General features: G+C 71.9%; 15 protein-coding genes. 3 read left to right on the top strand and 12 right to left on the bottom strand.

The features are described 5' to 3' along the window. Nucleotides 1-53 precede the first annotated feature (53 nt). The 5 genes from OG867_RS18230 to OG867_RS18210 form a co-directional block, all read right to left on the bottom strand. On the bottom strand, nucleotides 54-1721 hold the full coding sequence (locus OG867_RS18230) for a uroporphyrinogen-III synthase (protein ID WP_406286642.1): 1668 nt from the start codon (nucleotides 1719-1721) through the stop codon (nucleotides 54-56). After that, nucleotides 1718-2680, bottom strand: coding sequence for a hydroxymethylbilane synthase (hemC, locus tag OG867_RS18225; protein WP_406286639.1), 963 nt, complete (start codon nucleotides 2678-2680; stop codon nucleotides 1718-1720). Before hemC ends, OG867_RS18230 begins: the two co-directional genes overlap by 4 nt. Beyond that, the gene (locus OG867_RS18220) at nucleotides 2677-4071 is read right to left on the bottom strand and encodes a glutamyl-tRNA reductase (protein WP_328900800.1); all 1395 of its coding nucleotides are present in this window, start codon (nucleotides 4069-4071) and stop codon (nucleotides 2677-2679) included. Before OG867_RS18220 ends, hemC begins: the two co-directional genes overlap by 4 nt. Further along, the gene (locus OG867_RS18215; protein WP_328900801.1) at nucleotides 4068-4832 is read right to left on the bottom strand and encodes a redox-sensing transcriptional repressor Rex; all 765 of its coding nucleotides are present in this window, start codon (nucleotides 4830-4832) and stop codon (nucleotides 4068-4070) included. The genes OG867_RS18220 and OG867_RS18215 overlap by 4 nt, the downstream gene beginning before the upstream one ends. A gap of 272 nt (nucleotides 4833-5104) precedes the next feature. Beyond that, on the bottom strand, nucleotides 5105-5380 hold the full coding sequence (locus tag OG867_RS18210) for a glutaredoxin family protein (protein ID WP_328900802.1): 276 nt from the start codon (nucleotides 5378-5380) through the stop codon (nucleotides 5105-5107). A 106-nt stretch (nucleotides 5381-5486) separates the two neighbouring features. On the opposite strand from OG867_RS18210, the gene OG867_RS18205 reads away from it, so the two are divergent. The 3 genes from OG867_RS18205 to OG867_RS18195 all read left to right on the top strand — a co-directional run bounded on the left by OG867_RS18205 (nucleotide 5487) and on the right by OG867_RS18195 (nucleotide 8959). Further along, entirely contained in the window at nucleotides 5487-6431 is a 945-nt protein-coding gene (locus OG867_RS18205; RefSeq protein WP_406286635.1) for an HAD family hydrolase, read from the top strand. A gap of 323 nt (nucleotides 6432-6754) precedes the next feature. Continuing rightward, nucleotides 6755-7534 (top strand): ECF subfamily RNA polymerase sigma factor, BldN family, encoded by a 780-nt coding sequence (locus tag OG867_RS18200; protein ID WP_328900804.1) that lies wholly within the window; start codon nucleotides 6755-6757, stop codon nucleotides 7532-7534. 225 nt (nucleotides 7535-7759) lie between these two features. Further along, nucleotides 7760-8959 carry a DUF5667 domain-containing protein gene (locus OG867_RS18195; protein ID WP_328900805.1) on the top strand — a complete coding sequence of 400 codons (1200 nt, stop codon included), beginning with the start codon at nucleotides 7760-7762 and terminating at the stop codon, nucleotides 8957-8959. 27 nt (nucleotides 8960-8986) lie between these two features. Here the strand turns inward: OG867_RS18195 and OG867_RS18190 are convergent, their stop codons facing one another. The 7 genes from OG867_RS18190 to OG867_RS18160 form a co-directional block, all read right to left on the bottom strand. Then, nucleotides 8987-10015 carry a lysophospholipid acyltransferase family protein gene (locus OG867_RS18190; RefSeq protein WP_328900806.1) on the bottom strand — a complete coding sequence of 343 codons (1029 nt, stop codon included), beginning with the start codon at nucleotides 10013-10015 and terminating at the stop codon, nucleotides 8987-8989. Nucleotides 10016-10030: 15 nt separating this feature from the next. Further along, nucleotides 10031-11110 carry an NAD-dependent epimerase/dehydratase family protein gene (locus tag OG867_RS18185; protein ID WP_328900807.1) on the bottom strand — a complete coding sequence of 360 codons (1080 nt, stop codon included), beginning with the start codon at nucleotides 11108-11110 and terminating at the stop codon, nucleotides 10031-10033. 135 nt (nucleotides 11111-11245) lie between these two features. Further along, nucleotides 11246-11344 carry a 30S ribosomal protein bS22 gene (locus OG867_RS18180; protein WP_003948845.1) on the bottom strand — a complete coding sequence of 33 codons (99 nt, stop codon included), beginning with the start codon at nucleotides 11342-11344 and terminating at the stop codon, nucleotides 11246-11248. Between the two features lie 110 nt (nucleotides 11345-11454). Beyond that, complete coding sequence (locus tag OG867_RS18175) at nucleotides 11455-11667, bottom strand: helix-turn-helix domain-containing protein (protein WP_328900808.1); 213 nt, start codon at nucleotides 11665-11667, stop codon at nucleotides 11455-11457. A 127-nt stretch (nucleotides 11668-11794) separates the two neighbouring features. After that, the gene (locus OG867_RS18170; RefSeq protein ID WP_406286631.1) at nucleotides 11795-12610 is read right to left on the bottom strand and encodes a phosphatase; all 816 of its coding nucleotides are present in this window, start codon (nucleotides 12608-12610) and stop codon (nucleotides 11795-11797) included. A 132-nt stretch (nucleotides 12611-12742) separates the two neighbouring features. Next, nucleotides 12743-13915: an acetoin utilization protein AcuC gene (locus OG867_RS18165; RefSeq protein ID WP_406286629.1), complete on the bottom strand. Its 1173-nt coding sequence runs from the start codon at nucleotides 13913-13915 to the stop codon at nucleotides 12743-12745. Then, a complete protein-coding gene (locus OG867_RS18160) occupies nucleotides 13884-15083 on the bottom strand; it encodes an MFS transporter (RefSeq protein ID WP_406286627.1) in 1200 nt (399 codons plus the stop codon). The genes OG867_RS18165 and OG867_RS18160 overlap by 32 nt, the downstream gene beginning before the upstream one ends. Nucleotides 15084-15110 lie beyond the last annotated feature (27 nt).

Raw genomic sequence — 15110 nt, 5'->3', positions numbered from 1 at the left:
GGGGCCCGCCCGCCTCACGAAGAGACGGACGGGCCCCGCTTCACAGCACCGGATCAGGTCGTCGTACGCCGTCTGCGCGCACCCGGACGCCGCTCGCTGGGACGGGTCACCGGGTCACCGGCCTCCCGCGCCGCGTCCCGGCGCCGCGCGCCGAACTCCGCCAGCGCCTCGGCCAGCTTGTGCACCGAGGGCTCCGGCGACAGGACGTCCACCCGCAGCCCGTGCTCCTCGGCGGTCTTCGCCGTGGCGGGGCCGATGCAGGCGATGACCGTCACGTTGTGCGGCTTGCCCGCGATGCCGACCAGGTTGCGCACGGTCGAGGACGAGGTGAAGAGCACCGCGTCGAAGCCGCCGCCCTTGATCGCCTCGCGGGTCTCCGCGGGCGGCGGCGAGGCGCGGACCGTGCGGTACGCGGTGACGTCGTCCACCTCCCAGCCGAGCTCGATCAGCCCGGCCACCAGGGTCTCGGTGGCGATGTCGGCGCGCGGCAGGAAGACGCGGTCGATCGGGTCGAAGACCGGGTCGTACGGCGGCCAGTCCTCAAGGAGCCCGGCGGCGGACTGCTCGCCCGACGGCACCAGGTCCGGCTTCACGCCGAAGTCGATCAGCGCGGCGGCGGTCTGCTCGCCGACCGCGGCGACCTTGATCCCCGCGAAGGCCCGGGCGTCGAGCCCGTACTCCTCGAACTTCTCCCGGACGGCCTTCACGGCGTTGACGCTGGTGAAGGCGATCCACTCGTACCGGCCGGTGACCAGGCCCTTGACCGCCCGCTCCATCTGCTGGGGCGTACGCGGCGGCTCGACGGCGATCGTCGGCACCTCGTGCGGCACGGCGCCGTAGGACCGCAGCTGGTCGGAAAGCGAGGCCGCCTGCTCCTTCGTACGCGGCACGAGGACCTTCCAGCCGAACATCGGCTTGGACTCGAACCACGCGAGCTGGTCGCGCTGGGCGGCGGAGCTGCGCTCCCCGACCACGGCTATGACCGGCTGGTGCCCCTCCGGCGAGGGAAGCACCTTGCCCTGCTTGAAGACCTGGGCGATCGTGCCGAGGGTCGCCGTCCAGGTGCGCTGGCGCGTCGTCGTGCCCCCGGCCGTCACGGTCAGCGGGGTGTCGGGCTTGCGGCCCGCCGCGACCAGCTCACCGGCGGCGGCGGCCACCGCGTCGAGCGACGTCGAGATGACGCACGTGCCGTCGCTCGCGCCGACCTCGCTCCAGCAGCGGTCGGTGGCCGTACGGGCGTCGACGAACCGTACGTCCGCGCCCTGCGCGTCCCGCAGCGGCACCCCGGCGTACGCGGGCACCCCGACGGCGTTCGCGACGCCCGGGACGACCTCGAAGGGGATGCCGGCGGAGGCGCAGGCCAGCATCTCGGCGGCGGCGTTCCCGTCCAGGCCGGGGTCTCCGGCCACGGCACGGACGACCCGCCTGCCGCCCTTCGCGGCCTCCATGACAAGATTGGCCGCATCCCTGAGAACGGGCACTCCGGCGGCTGTTGACTGCGCGTCAACAACCGTCAGTTCAGGGGTACTTACCCCTGCCCGCGCATGGCAGCGGACGACGCCGAGAACATCCGGTTCGGCGACAAGGACGTCCGCGCTCGCGAGCGCCTCGACGGCGCGCAGGGTCAGCAGTCCCGGGTCGCCGGGACCGGCGCCGAGGAAGGTGACGTGCCCTGCGGAGTGGACCGGGAAATCGGATACGGCGGGGCCGGTGGGGCTCAAAGTGCTCGCTCCCCCATAAGACCGGCCGCACCCTTGGCAAGCATGTCGGCCGCGAGTTCGCGACCGATCGCCGCCGCGTCGTCGTGCGACGTGGGAACGGGACCGGTGGTGGACATCTGCACCAGCGAGGCACCGTCGGTGGAACCGACGACACCGCGCAGGCGCAGTTCGTTGACAGCCTGACCGTCGGCCAGGAGGTCGGCCAGCGCACCCACGGGTGCGGAGCAGCCGGCCTCCAGGGCGGCGAGCAGGGCACGCTCGGCGGTCACGGCGGCCCGGGTGTACGGGTCGTCGAGCTCGGCGAGCGCGGCGGCGAGGTCGGCGCTGCCTGCAGCGCACTCGATCGCCAGTGCTCCCTGGCCGGGAGCGGGCAGCACGGTGTCGACCGACAGGAAGTCGGTCACCTCACCGCTGCGGCCCAGACGGCTGAGCCCGGCCGCGGCGAGAACCACCGCGTCCAGCTCGCCGTCGCGTACGAACCCGATCCGGGTGTCGACGTTGCCGCGGATCGGAACGGTCTCGATGTCGAGGCCGTGGCTTCGGGCGTACGCGTTGAGCTGGGCCATGCGGCGCGGTGAGCCGGTGCCGACGCGGGCGCCGGGCGGCAGCTCCGCGAAGGTCAGCCCGTCCCGGGCGATCAGCACGTCGCGCGGGTCCTCGCGCACCGGCACCGCGGCCAGCACCAGGCCCTCGGGCTGCGCGGTCGGCAGGTCCTTGAGCGAGTGGACGGCGAAGTCCACCTCGCCGCGCAGCAGCGCGTCGCGCAGCGCGGCGACGAACACGCCGGTCCCGCCGATCTGCGCCAGGTGCTCCCGGGAGGTGTCCCCGTACGTGGTGATCTCCACGAGTTCGACGGCGCGCCCGGTCACCTCGCTGACCGCATCGGCGACGTGGCCGGACTGGGCCATGGCGAGCTTGGATCGCCTGGTCCCCAGTCGCAGGGGTGAGTTGTCGGTCATGACCGCCCTCGATTCGGGTCGTTCAGGTCTGCCCGGGAGACGGCGGCGACCGTCTGCGGGTCGAGGTCGAAGAGTTCACGCAGCGCGTCCGCGTACCCGGCGCCGCCGGGCTCGCTGGCGAGCTGTTTGACCCGCACGGTGGGCGCGTGCAGGAGCTTGTCGACCACGCGGCGCACGGTCTGCGTGATCTCGGCGCGCTGCTTCTCGTCCAGGTCGGGGAGGCGTCCGTCCAGCCGGGCGATCTCGTCCGCCACCACGCCGGCGGCCATCGTGCGCAGGGCGACGACGGTCGGGGTGATGTGGGCGGCGCGCTGGGCGGCCCCGAAGGCGGCGACCTCGTCGGCGACGATGGTGCGCACCCGGTCCACATCGGCGGCCATCGGGGCGTCGGCCGACGCCTCCGCGAGCGACTCGATGTCGACGAGGCGCACACCGTCGAGGCGGCCGGCCGCCACGTCGATGTCGCGCGGCATGGCGAGGTCCAGCAGCGCCAGGCGCTCGGGTCCGGTGGACTGCGCCGGGATCAGGCCGCTCGCCGGATCGGGCACGTGGTCCAGGCCGATCGCCCCGGCGACGGTCTCGGCGGTGAGCACGAGTCCGGTGGCGCCGGTGCAGGAGACGGCGATGTCGGCACGTGTCAGTTCGCCGGTGACCTCGGCCATCTCCACGGCCCGGGCGCGCACCCCCGTACCGCCGGGCTGGTTCAGGATCTCGACCAGGCGGTCGGCGCGGGCCCGGGTGCGGTTGGCGACGGCGATCTCGGCGACGCCGGAGCGGGCCAGCGTCGCGGCGGCCAGCGAGGACATGGAGCCGGCGCCGATGACGAGGGCGCGCTTGCCCTTGGCCCAGGCGGCGGTGTCGGGGCCGTCGGCGAGCTGTTCCAGGCCGAAGGTGACGAGCGACTGCCCGGCCCGGTCGATCCCGGTCTCGCTGTGGGCGCGCTTGCCGACGCGCAGGGCCTGCTGGAAGAGGTCGTTGAGCAGTCGGCCCGCGGTGTGCAGTTCCTGGCCGAGGGCGAGCGCGTCCTTGATCTGGCCGAGGATCTGGCCCTCGCCGACGACCATCGAGTCGAGCCCGCAGGCCACCGAGAACAGGTGGTGGACGGCCCGGTCCTCGTAGTGCACGTAGAGATACGGAGTGAGCTCGTCCAGCCCGACACCGCTGTGCTGGGCGAGGAGCGTGGAGAGCTCGGCGACGCCCGCGTGGAACTTGTCCACGTCGGCGTACAGCTCGATGCGGTTGCAGGTGGCGAGGACGGTGGCCTCGGCGGCGGGCTCGGCCGCCAGGGTGTCCTGGAGCAGCTTGGCCTGGGTGTCGGCGGCCAGCGAGGCGCGTTCCAGTACGGAGACGGGGGCGCTGCGGTGGCTCAGACCCACGAGGAGCAGGCTCATGCCGGCATCACGGCGGGCATGTCCCCGTCGGGTCCCTTCCGGTTGGTGGTGGCGCGTACGGGCGGCGCGGCCGGGTCGGGCGTGGTGTCGACGCCCTCCTCACCGGCCTTGCGCTGCTCGTGGAAGGCGAGGATCTGGAGCTCGATGGAGAGGTCCACCTTGCGCACGTCGACACCCTCGGGCACGGAGAGGACGGTCGGCGCGAAGTTCAGGATCGAGGTGACACCGGCGGCGACGAGCCGGTCGCACACCTGCTGGGCGGCGCCGGGCGGGGTGGTGATCACGCCGATGGAGACGCCGTTCTCGCTGATGATGCGGTCGAGGTCGTCGGCGTGCTGGACGGGGATGCCCGCGACGGGCGTACCGGCCATCGCCGGGTCGGCGTCGATGAGCGCGGCGACGCGGAAGCCGCGGGATGCGAAGCCGCCGTAGTTGGCGAGGGCCGCGCCGAGGTTTCCGATGCCGACGATGGCGACCGGCCAGTCCTGGGTGAGGCCGAGCTCGCGCGAGATCTGGTAGACGAGATACTCGACGTCGTAGCCGACGCCGCGCGTCCCGTACGAGCCGAGATAGCTGAAGTCCTTGCGCAGCTTCGCGGAGTTGACCCCCGCCGCCGCGGCGAGCTCCTCGGAGGAGACCGTGGGGACCGAGCGCTCGGAGAGCGCGGTCAGCGCGCGGAGATACAGCGGAAGTCGGGCGACGGTGGCCTCGGGAATTCCTCGGCTACGGGTCGCCGGTCGGTGATTTCGGCCAGTTGCCACGGTGCTCCTGCGGGATGAGCGGGGCTTTAGGCGGCCGTATGTCCCAAGACCGCCCCGTCGAATGCAGGCTATGTCTTTGTGAACGCGTGCACAAAGATTGTGTCCGGTTTGTCCGGTCAAAGTGACCGGGGTCACGCACATCCGTCGTGCGATCCAGGAACCATGGATCGCATCAGCCCGTTGCAGGCCCGAAGGGGGCAAAGCAGCACACACTCCTCACAGCTACGCCCCCGAGACCACTCAAAACGCCCACGATGGTAACCGGGTTTCCCTCAGGAAAGCAGCGCGCTGCGCAGTCTCGCCGGGTCGACCCGCCAGAACGTGTGCTGTTCGTTGTCCACGAGCACGACGGGGATCTGCTCCCAGTACTCCCGGTACAGCTCCTCGTCCTGGGTGATGTCCTTCTCCTCCCAGGCGGCACCGGTCTCCTCGCAGACCGCCCGGACCACCGCGCGGGCGTCGTCACAGAGGTGACAGCCGGGCTTCCCCACCAGGGTCACCACGCGCTCGGCGGGACTCTTCTTCCTACGGCGCAGCAAGGCACTCATACCTCTTATTCTCGACCCCGTCCGGGAGTGCTCGGACACCAGGAGTTCACACCGCGGCACCACGGTGGAACCGGAACGGCCGGGCCGACTGGCTATGCTCGACCGCATGGCCGCTCTTGGATGGCTCACCCCCCGCAGGCGTTCCGCCACGGCTCGCAGTGTGCTGGCGGGCGAGGCGGCGGCTGAGGCCGCGCGGAAGTCCTCGCTCGAAGCCGAATCCGCCGTCGAGGACGAGCCGGAGCGCGCCGAACCGGAGGAGCCGGAGTTCCCCGTCGTCGGCGATGAACGGGCCGCCGCCTTCTTCGATCTCGACAACACCGTGATGCAGGGCGCCGCGCTCTTCCACTTCGGCCGCGGCCTGTACAAGCGGAAGTTCTTCGAGCGCCGCGAGCTCACCCGGTTCGCCTGGCAGCAGGCGTGGTTCCGGCTGGCCGGCGTCGAGGATCCGGAGCACATGCAGGACGCCCGCGACAGCGCGCTGTCCATCGTCAAGGGCCACCGCGTCTCCGAGCTGATGTCCATCGGCGAGGAGATCTACGACGAGTACATGGCCGACCGCATCTGGCCCGGCACCCGCGCCCTGGCCCAGGCCCACCTGGACGCCGGCCAGCGGGTCTGGCTGGTCACCGCCGCCCCGGTGGAGACCGCCACGATCATCGCCCGCCGGCTCGGCCTGACCGGGGCGCTCGGCACGGTCGCCGAATCGGTCGACGGGGTCTACACCGGACGCCTGGTCGGCGAACCCCTGCACGGCCCCGCGAAGGCCGAGGCGGTCCGCGCCCTGGCGGCGGCGGAGGGCCTGGACCTGGCGCGCTGCGCCGCGTACAGCGACTCGCACAACGACATCCCGATGCTGTCGCTGGTGGGCCACCCGTACGCGATCAACCCGGACACCAAGCTCCGCAAGCACGCCCGCGCCCGCGACTGGCGGCTGCGCGACTACCGCACCGGCCGCAAGGCGGCCAAGGTCGGCATCCCGGCCGCCGCCGGGGTCGGCGCCCTCGCGGGCGGCACGGCCGCGGCCGTCGCCCTGCACCGCCGCCGCCGCTGACTCGCCGCCGCGTCCGCTGACTCTCCGCGTCCGCTGACTCTCCGCGTCCGCGTGCGTCAACACGGCACACCCTTTCACCGGCCACAACCCGTCGCCCCCGCAGACAGATTCCGAAGCAATTCGATCAACAAGCGATCACGACCTGTGACTTGATGCGTCGAAAAGTTGGCACGGAAGCGACGCAACCGGTGATTTGCGCAACTGGGCGTAGCGCGGCCTGTACGAAGCGTTATTCTCCTCAGACGCATTCCGGACCCGCCACTCACTACGACGAGTGATGGTTTCGCACTGCTCGTGATGGAAGCTCTGCCTCTGGGAGTCCCGTGTACCCACACGTCGGGGTTGACGCCTCGGGCCTGGCTACGCTGCGCGCATCAGTAGCCGAACGCATGCGCGGCTTCGTCCCCACCGCGTACGCCGTACCCGCATTCGCCACCCCTGCACCTGCCGGCCCCTGCTACGCCCTGGCCGAACGCGCCGCGGCGGTGGGGAGACGCGGCACCCGCGGGGCGGCGACCAGCGCCGCCCCGGTGCGGCGGCCCGCCGCCGACAGCGACAGCGCGCGCATGATGGAGCTCGTCGAGCGCGCCCAGGCCGGCGAGGCCGACGCCTTCGGACGCCTCTACGACCAGTACAGCGACACGGTCTACCGGTACATCTACTACCGCGTGGGCAGCAAGGCGACGGCGGAGGACCTCACCAGCGAGACCTTCCTGCGCGCCCTGCGCCGCATCTCGACCTTCACCTGGCAGGGCCGCGACTTCGGCGCCTGGCTGGTCACGATCGCGCGCAACCTGGTCGCCGACCACTTCAAATCCAGTCGTTTCCGGCTGGAAGTGACCACCGGCGAAATGCTCGACGCCAACGAGGTCGCGCGCAGCCCCGAGGACTCCGTCCTGGAATCCCTCTCCAACGAGGCGCTCCTCCAGGCCGTGCGCCGCCTCAACCCCCAGCAGCAGGAGTGCGTGACCCTGCGCTTCCTGCAAGGGCTCTCGGTCGCCGAGACCGCCCGCGTCATGGGCAAGAACGAGGGCGCGATCAAGACCCTCCAGTACCGTGCCGTCCGCACCCTCGCCCGGCTCCTCCCGGACGATGCCCGCTGACGGCTCCCCCCGCCGGGCCGGTCCCGGCGATGCGTTCATCACGCACTGGTCCGATCATCTTTCGTGCGTAACCCAAGTGCCGAGCCACTCGTTGTGCCGGTTGCAGGCCCCCTGTCGTCACACCATGTCCGCAGACGCTCACTCATTCGTGTGGAAGCGCTCAAGGTGTGCAACCTTCCGGATCCCCAGGGGAGTCGACCGTCATGACGAGAGGAGGTGCCGCCAGTGATCGCAAACGTCTCGGCACACCGGCGGGCGAACGCCTTCGCCCAGGCCCTGGAGGAGCAGTCGCTCCGCGGTGCGGCGGCCGTACAGCCCGAGGACCCGGCCGAACAGGCCGACCGAGGACCGCTGTTGGCCCTGGCGAACGGCCTCGGTGAGCTACCGAAGCCGCAATTGGACCCCGAGGTCAAAGTGGTGCAGCGAGCCCAGCTCGTCGCCGCCATGGAAGCCATGTTCGCCGAGGGAGGCGCGTCCGCGGACCCTACGGTGCCCTCACAACGGAGCAGGGGCAGCCACCGCGCGTCCCCGCTCCGCAAACTGCGCCCCAGATCCCGCTGGACCAAGGGCCTCGCCGCCGGCGGGCTCACCGTCGGGGTGGCCGCCGGCGCCTTCGGCGGAGTGGCCGCCGCCAGCTCCGACGCCCTCCCCGGTGACTCGCTGTACGGCCTGAAGCGCGGCATGGAGGACCTCCACCTCGGCCTCACCCGCGACGACACCGACCGCGGCGAGATCTTCCTCGACCAGGCGTCCACGCGCCTCGGCGAGGCCCGCCGCCTCATGGAGCGCGCCCGCGCGGGCGACCTCGACCACGAGCAGCTCGCCGAGATCAGGCGCACCCTCAACGGCATGTCGCACGACGCCACCGAGGGCCACCGCCTCCTCCACGCCGCGTACGAACGGGACGGCGCCCTCGGTCCGATCCAGACCCTGGACTCCTTCTCCCGCTCCCACCGCGACACCTGGAGCAGCCTCCGCGACCGCCTCCCCGTCCAGCTGACCGACGTGGGCAACCAGGTCAGTTCGGTCTTCGACGCCATAGACGAAGAGGTCGCGCCGCTCCAGTCGCTGTTCCCGCGCGTCCCGGAGAGGGGCCCCGAGTCCCGCCGCTCCGACTCCACGGGCACCAGCGCGGACCCGTCCACCGACGCGCGCACCCCGTCGCCCTCGTCCTCCAGCAGCCGCCACGAGGACGGCGATACGGGCTCCAGCACCTCGCCGCGCCCCTCGGACGCCGGTTCCAGCCCGGCCGGCGGCCTGATCGGCGGGGGCACCGACGGCCTCTTCGACCCGCCGTCGCCGGACGCGACGAGCCCGTCGAAGGAGGCCCCGAGCTCGACGCCGTCGCCGGACATCACCATCCCGCCGCTGCTCCCGGGCCTCATCGGCGGTCTCGGCATCGACGCGGAGGACGAGAAGGGCTGACCCGGCCCCACGGTGCGGCGGCGGCCGTCAGAAGAAGACCGACCGCCGCTGCACCAGCAGCTTGTACAGCGTGTGCTGGATCTGCTCCCGCACCTGGTCCGTCAGGTTGAACATCAGCATCGGGTCCTCCGCCGCCTCCAGCGGATAGCCGTCCGTCGGGATCGGCTCACCGAACTGGATCGTCCACTTCGTCGGCAGCGGCACCGCCCCCAGCGGCCCCAGCCAGGGGAACGTCGGCGTGATCGGGAAGTACGGGAAACCCAGCAGCCGCGCCAGCGTCTTCGCGTTCCCGATCATCGGGTAGATCTCCTCCGCGCCCACGATCGAGCACGGCACGATCGGCACCCCGGCCCGCAGCGCCGTCGACACGAAGCCGCCCCGCCCGAAGCGCTGGAGCTTGTACCGCTCGCCGAACGGCTTGCCGATCCCCTTGAAACCCTCCGGCATCACCCCGACGACCTCGCCCTGGCGCAGCAGCCGTTCCGCGTCCTCCGCGCACGCCAGCGTGTGCCCCGCCTTCCGGGCCAGCTCGTTGACCACGGGCAGCATGAAGACCAGGTCGGCCGCGAGCAACCGCAGATGCCGGTCCGCCGGGTGGTGGTCGTGCACCGCGACCTGCAGCATCAGCCCGTCGAGCGGCAGCGTCCCGGAGTGGTTGGACACGATGAGCGCCCCGCCCTCGGCCGGGATGTTCTCGACGCCCTTCACCTCGACCCGGAAGTACTTCTCGTACACCGGCCGCAGCAGCGACATCAGGACCTGGTCGGTCAGCTCCTCGTCGTAGCCGAACTCGTCCACGTCGTACTCACCGGTGACCCGCCGCCGCAGGAAGGCGAGCCCGCCCGCGATCCGGCGGTCCCAGGGGCCCCGGTCGGCTTCCCCGGCCCGCTGGGTGCCCTCCTGACGGCTCTCCTGGGGCTCGCCCGGATCCGCCTGCCCCGGCAGGGCGCTCACCGACCCCGTGCCGCGTACCGGAGTCCGCCGCCGCGCGGCGCGCGGCACGCCCCCCGACCGCGAACGGTCGTCGTCGAACGGAATGACCTTGGCATCCGCCATCGTCGCTGCGCTCCTCTACCTGGCGCTCGGGGTCGGGTGGGTGTCGTCGCCGGAGCCGGGCCCGGCGATCCGGGGCACGGCCTCGGCCACGCGGTCCACGGCCCGGCCCACCGCGCGGGGCGGCAGCAGGCCCGGCGCCCGGCTACGCGCGAAGGCCGCGAACGTCTCCCCCGTCGTGTACCTGGGCGAGAAGCCCAGCGTCTCGCGCATCTGGACCGTGGAGACCACCCTGCCATGGGTGAGCAGCCGGATCTGCTCCGGCGAGAAGTCCGTCATGCCGACCGCCCGCAGCGCCTGTCCGACCCAGGTGACCGCGGGCAGCAGCATCGGCACCGTCGGCCGCCCCAGCCGCCGCGCGCACTGGGAGAGCAGCAGCACGCCGTCGCCCGCGATGTTGAACGTGCCGCTGTTCAGCGTCCCGCGCCTGGGCTCGCTCGCCGCGATGGACAGGACGTCCAGCACATCGTCCTCGTGGACGAACTGGAGCCGGGGGTCGTACCCGAAGACCGTCGGCAGCACCGGCAGCGACAGATAGTCGGCGAGCGGCGAGTCCGCGTCGGGCCCCAGGATGTTGGCGAACCGCAGCACGCACACGGCCACGTCCGGCCGGCGGCGGGCGAAGCCCCGTACGTACCCCTCGACCTCGGCCGCGTCCTTCGCGAAGCCGCCGCCGGGCAGCGACTTGGGCGGGGTGTTCTCGTGGAACACCGCCGGATCGCGGGGCGCCGAGCCGTACACACCGGTGCTGGACTTCACCACGAGCCGCTGCACCGCCGGGGCCTTCTGGCAGGCGCCGAGCAGCTGCATGGTCCCGATGACGTTGGTCTCCTTGACCGACGTACGCCCCTGGGCCCCGAGCGCGAATCCGCTGACGTCCAGGTGCACGACGGTGTCCACGTCGTGGTCGGCGAGCACGCGGGCGACGGCGGGCCCCCGGATGTCCGCCCGTACGAAGACGGCGTCGCCCAGTTCGTGTTCCGGCTCGACCGCGTCGAGGGCGATCACCCGCTCCACGTCCGGATCGCGCTGGACGCGCCGGACGAAACGGCCGCCCAGCTGCCGGGCCGCTCCCGTGACGAGCACGGCCTTCCCCAAGATCAGCGCCTTCCGTCGGTCTCCCGTATTCGGTCGGTCAGGACGTCACCGTAACCGGTGGGCACCCCCGCACACAGCACCGCAGCCCTCCCGCCGGAACGGCGGGAGGGCTGCGGATTCACGAACTGCGTTCGCTTACTTCTTGTTGCGACGCTGAACGCGCGTGCGCTTGAGCAGCTTGCGGTGCTTCTTCTTGGCCATCCGCTTGCGCCGCTTCTTGATAACAGAGCCCACGACTACCCTCGCTCACTTCTTCTTCACTGGTGCGGGGCGTCTGGGCCCACACGACCTACGTCGGCCTAGCCTACCCGCCACCGCGTGAGGGACGTAATCCGAGGGGAATGTCAGGCCGATGCCACCCCCACGAAGGACTCGCGCAGATACGCGTGAACCGCTTGCTCCGGCACCCGGAAGGACCTGCCCACCCGGATCGCCGGCAGATGACCGCTGTGCACCAGGCGGTACACGGTCATCTTCGACACCCTCATGACCGAGGCGACTTCCGCCACGGTCAGAAACTTGACCTCGCTCAGAGGACTCTCGCTGTCAGCAGCCATGACTCACCTGTACCTTCCGCACGAGACGCGCACCGGCTTCCCCTCCGGTGACTCTTCGTCGTTGTGCGCTCACTCCCCAGGTTAGGGGCGGGTGATGCGAGTGGGGAAGAGGAGAGACGATCGGCCGCTACTGTGACAGACACGCCCGATTGAGTACATAGCGCGTGAGCGGCAGGTAGTACGCGGACCGCACGGCGTCGTCCAGCGGAACCGCCACCGCCACCCGCCCCTCGGCCTCCCCGACGAACAGCGCGGGATCGTCCGTATCGGCCAGCCCGATCGCCTCGATGCCCAGCTGACCTGCCCCGCAGACCCATCCGTGGTCCCCGACGACCAGCTCCGGAACGGGCCCGCGACCGGCCGCGGCGGCCTCCAGCGCGACCCGTACGGGCAGCGGCGAATGGGAGTGTGCGCCGGTGCCACCACCGGCCGCCCCCGCGCCGGGTTCACGCACCAGCGCGACACCCTGTACGTAGTCGAGGTGGTACGTACGTACGCCAAACCGAGTCGTTATGTCGATACATCGGCCCTGTGCCGGGGTGAGGACGGGGCAGCCCGCCGACGACAAAGCGTCTGCCAGCGCCGCGTAGAAACCGATCAGCCGATGCGGATGCCCGGTCCCGAACAGCACCGGCACCCGCCGGGCCGCCGCCTCCGCCAGCCGTACGGCGAACGCGTCGAGCCCCGCCACCGTCCGCTCCGGATCGATGACATCGGGCCCGGACACATGCGCGGGATCGTCCGAGACCCCGCACCTGTCCGCCATCAGCTCCAGTAACTCGCGCTCGTCCCAGCCCCGTTCGGGGTCGAGGCCGAGCGTCACCCGGGGGTCCCTGGCCGCGAACAGCCGATAACTCCGCAGGCTCACCTCACGCGAGGTGGCCACGGGCCCGGCCAGCCGGGCCGCCAGCAGATGCGCACGCAGCGCTCCGGTGCTCAACACCCCACCGATGCTGCCCGAACCGGCCCGCCCAGGGGCCAAAAGCCCGATTACGCCCCACAGTCGGCGTAAACCGTACTCACCCCCGTAACCCCGCGAGCACTCCGTGCCCGGATCAGGCCCTCCGTGCCCGGATCAGGTCAGCAGCCCTCGCAGCGGGAACGCCGCCCGCCGCGTCGCGAGCACCGCCTGGTCCAGCCGGTCCGCCGGGTCGTACCCGTCCTCCCAGGCCGACCACGACGGCGTCCGCCCGTCCGTCATCCGCGCCGGACCCAACTGCCGCGTCCGCGCGTACACCTCGTCCCGCCACGACGACGGGATCACCGACTCCGGGTCCACCGGGGCGTGCGCGGCGATGCCCACGAGGTGTGTCCAGGACCGGGGCACCACGTCCACCACCGCGTAACCGCCCCCGCCGAGGACCACCCAGCGCCCGTCGTCCGCGTACGTGTGCGCCAGGTCGTGGCACGCGGCCATCACCGAGCGCTGCGCGTCCAGCGAGACCGCCAGGTGCGCCAGGGGGTCCTCGAAGTGGGTGTCCGCCCCGTGCTGGGTCACCAGGACCTGTGGCCGGAAGTCCGCCAGCAGCTCGGGCACCACCGCGTGGAACGCCCGCAGCCACCCCGCGTCCCCGGTCCCGGCGGGCAGCGCCACATTGACGGCCCCGCCCTCGCCGGGGCCGGCCCCGGTCTCCTCCGGCCAGCCGGTCTGCGGAAACAGGGTGCGGGGGTGCTCGTGCAGGGAGATCGTCAGGACGCGGGGGTCCTCCCAGAAGGCCGCCTGCACGCCGTCGCCGTGGTGGACGTCGACGTCGACGTACGCGACGCGCTCGGCGCCCAGCTCCAGGAGCCGGGCGATGGCGAGCGCCGGGTCGTTGTACACGCAGAAGCCGGCCGCGCCGCCGGGCATCGCGTGGTGCAGCCCGCCGGTGAAGTTCACGGCGTGCCGGGTCTCGCCGCGCCAGACCGCCTCGGCGGCGGCCACGGACTGCCCGGCGATCAGCGCGGAGACCTCGTGCATCCCGGCGAACGCGGGGTCGTCCACGGTCCCGATGCCGTACTTCTGGTCGGCCGAGCGGGGGTCGGCGGACGCGGTCTTCACCGCCGCCACGTAGTCCGGGCGGTGCACGAGCCGCAGCGTGGAGTCCCCGGCCGGCTTGGCCGCGACCACGTCGACCGCCCGGTCGAGGCCGAACGCCCGCACCAGGCCCATCGTCAGGGCGAGCCTGACGGGGTCCATCGGGTGGCTCTCCCCGAAGTCGTAGCCCGTTACTGCGTCATCCCACATCAGCTGTGCGCGGCCGCTCATGCCCGCCACCGTATCGGGCGGGTTCCGCGCCGAACGACTTGGCGTACAGGAGGGTGGCCAGCACCAGAACCATCGGGACGAGCATGGCGCCCCGGTAGCTCCAGGCGTCCCCGAGCGCCCCGACGAGCGGGGATCCGACGAGGAAGCCCACGTAGTTGAAGATGTTCAGCCGGGCGATCGCGGTGTCGCTCGCGCCGGGGAACATCCGCCCGGCCGCCGCGAAGGTCTGCGGCACGATCACGCACAGCCCGAGCCCCAGCAGCGTGAACCCGAGCATCCCGGTCCACGCCCCGCCGGCCAGGGCCACCACGCCGAACCCGCCGGCCGCGAGCACGGTCCCGCCCCGCACCACGGCCACCGCCCCGAACCGCCGCACCCCGAGGTCCCCGACGGCCCGCCCCAGCAGCGTCGTCACCATGTAGACGTTGTACGGGACGGTGGACAGCTGCTCCGAACTGCCCAGGACGTCCTGGAGGTACTTCGCGCTCCAGTTGGAGACCGTCGAGTCCCCGATGTACGCGAACGCCATGACCAGGCACAGGGGAAGCAGCAACCGGAAGGAGACCGCCCCGGCCACACCGGCCGCCCCCTTCTCCGGTGTCTCCTCGCCGCCCTCCACGTACCACCGGCTCCCGATGAAGGCCGCGGGCAGCAGCACCACGACCGCCGGAAGGTACGAGACCAGCAACGACAGGTCCCAGTGCGCCCCGGCCCAGGCCATCGAGGCCCCCGCGATCCCGCCCAGGCTGTACGCGGCGTGGAACCCGAGCATGATGGAGCGCCCGTACGCCCGCTGGAGGCTGACGCCCATCATGTTCATGGACGCGTCCAGCGCGCCGACGGCCAGACCGAACACCCCGAGCGCGAGGGCGGCCTGCCAGAGCTCGCTGCCGGCGCCGACGCCGAGGAGCGCGAGGAGGACGACGGGCTGCGTCCACCGCAGGACCACCCGGGGCCGTACCCGGGTGACCGCCTTCTCGGTGAGCACACTGCCCACCCCGGCCAGGATCGGGACGGCGGCGAGGAACACGGGCAGCAGGCCGTCGGATATCCCGTACCGGTCCTGGATCGCGGGGATCCGCGTCACCAGAAGGGCGAAGGTGGCCCCCTGCACGAAGAAGCTCAACGCGAGGGACGCCCTGCCGTGCCGCAACCGTGCATCTGTCATGGCGGCGAGCGTAGAGCCAGTTTCTAC

The sequence above is a fragment of the Streptomyces sp. NBC_00209 genome (assembly GCF_045206345.1).
Taxonomy (GTDB): Bacteria; Actinomycetota; Actinomycetes; order Streptomycetales; family Streptomycetaceae; genus Streptomyces.
This window is presented reverse-complemented; position numbering and strand designations above follow the sequence as displayed.

Excerpts from the sequence above, each read along its gene's own strand:
- OG867_RS18165 (WP_406286629.1), bottom strand. The coding sequence starts at position 13,915 with ATGAGCGGCCGCGCACAGCTGATGTGGGATGACGCAGTAACGGGCTAC.
- OG867_RS18210 (WP_328900802.1), bottom strand. The coding sequence starts at position 5,380 with ATGAGTGCCTTGCTGCGCCGTAGGAAGAAGAGTCCCGCCGAGCGCGTG.
- OG867_RS18220 (WP_328900800.1), bottom strand. The coding sequence starts at position 4,071 with ATGAGCCTGCTCCTCGTGGGTCTGAGCCACCGCAGCGCCCCCGTCTCC.
- OG867_RS18190 (WP_328900806.1), bottom strand. The coding sequence starts at position 10,015 with ATGGCGGATGCCAAGGTCATTCCGTTCGACGACGACCGTTCGCGGTCG.
- hemC (WP_406286639.1), bottom strand. The coding sequence starts at position 2,680 with ATGACCGACAACTCACCCCTGCGACTGGGGACCAGGCGATCCAAGCTC.
- OG867_RS18175 (WP_328900808.1), bottom strand. The coding sequence starts at position 11,667 with ATGGCTGCTGACAGCGAGAGTCCTCTGAGCGAGGTCAAGTTTCTGACC.
- OG867_RS18160 (WP_406286627.1), bottom strand. The coding sequence starts at position 15,083 with ATGACAGATGCACGGTTGCGGCACGGCAGGGCGTCCCTCGCGTTGAGC.
- OG867_RS18205 (WP_406286635.1), top strand. The coding sequence starts at position 5,487 with ATGGCCGCTCTTGGATGGCTCACCCCCCGCAGGCGTTCCGCCACGGCT.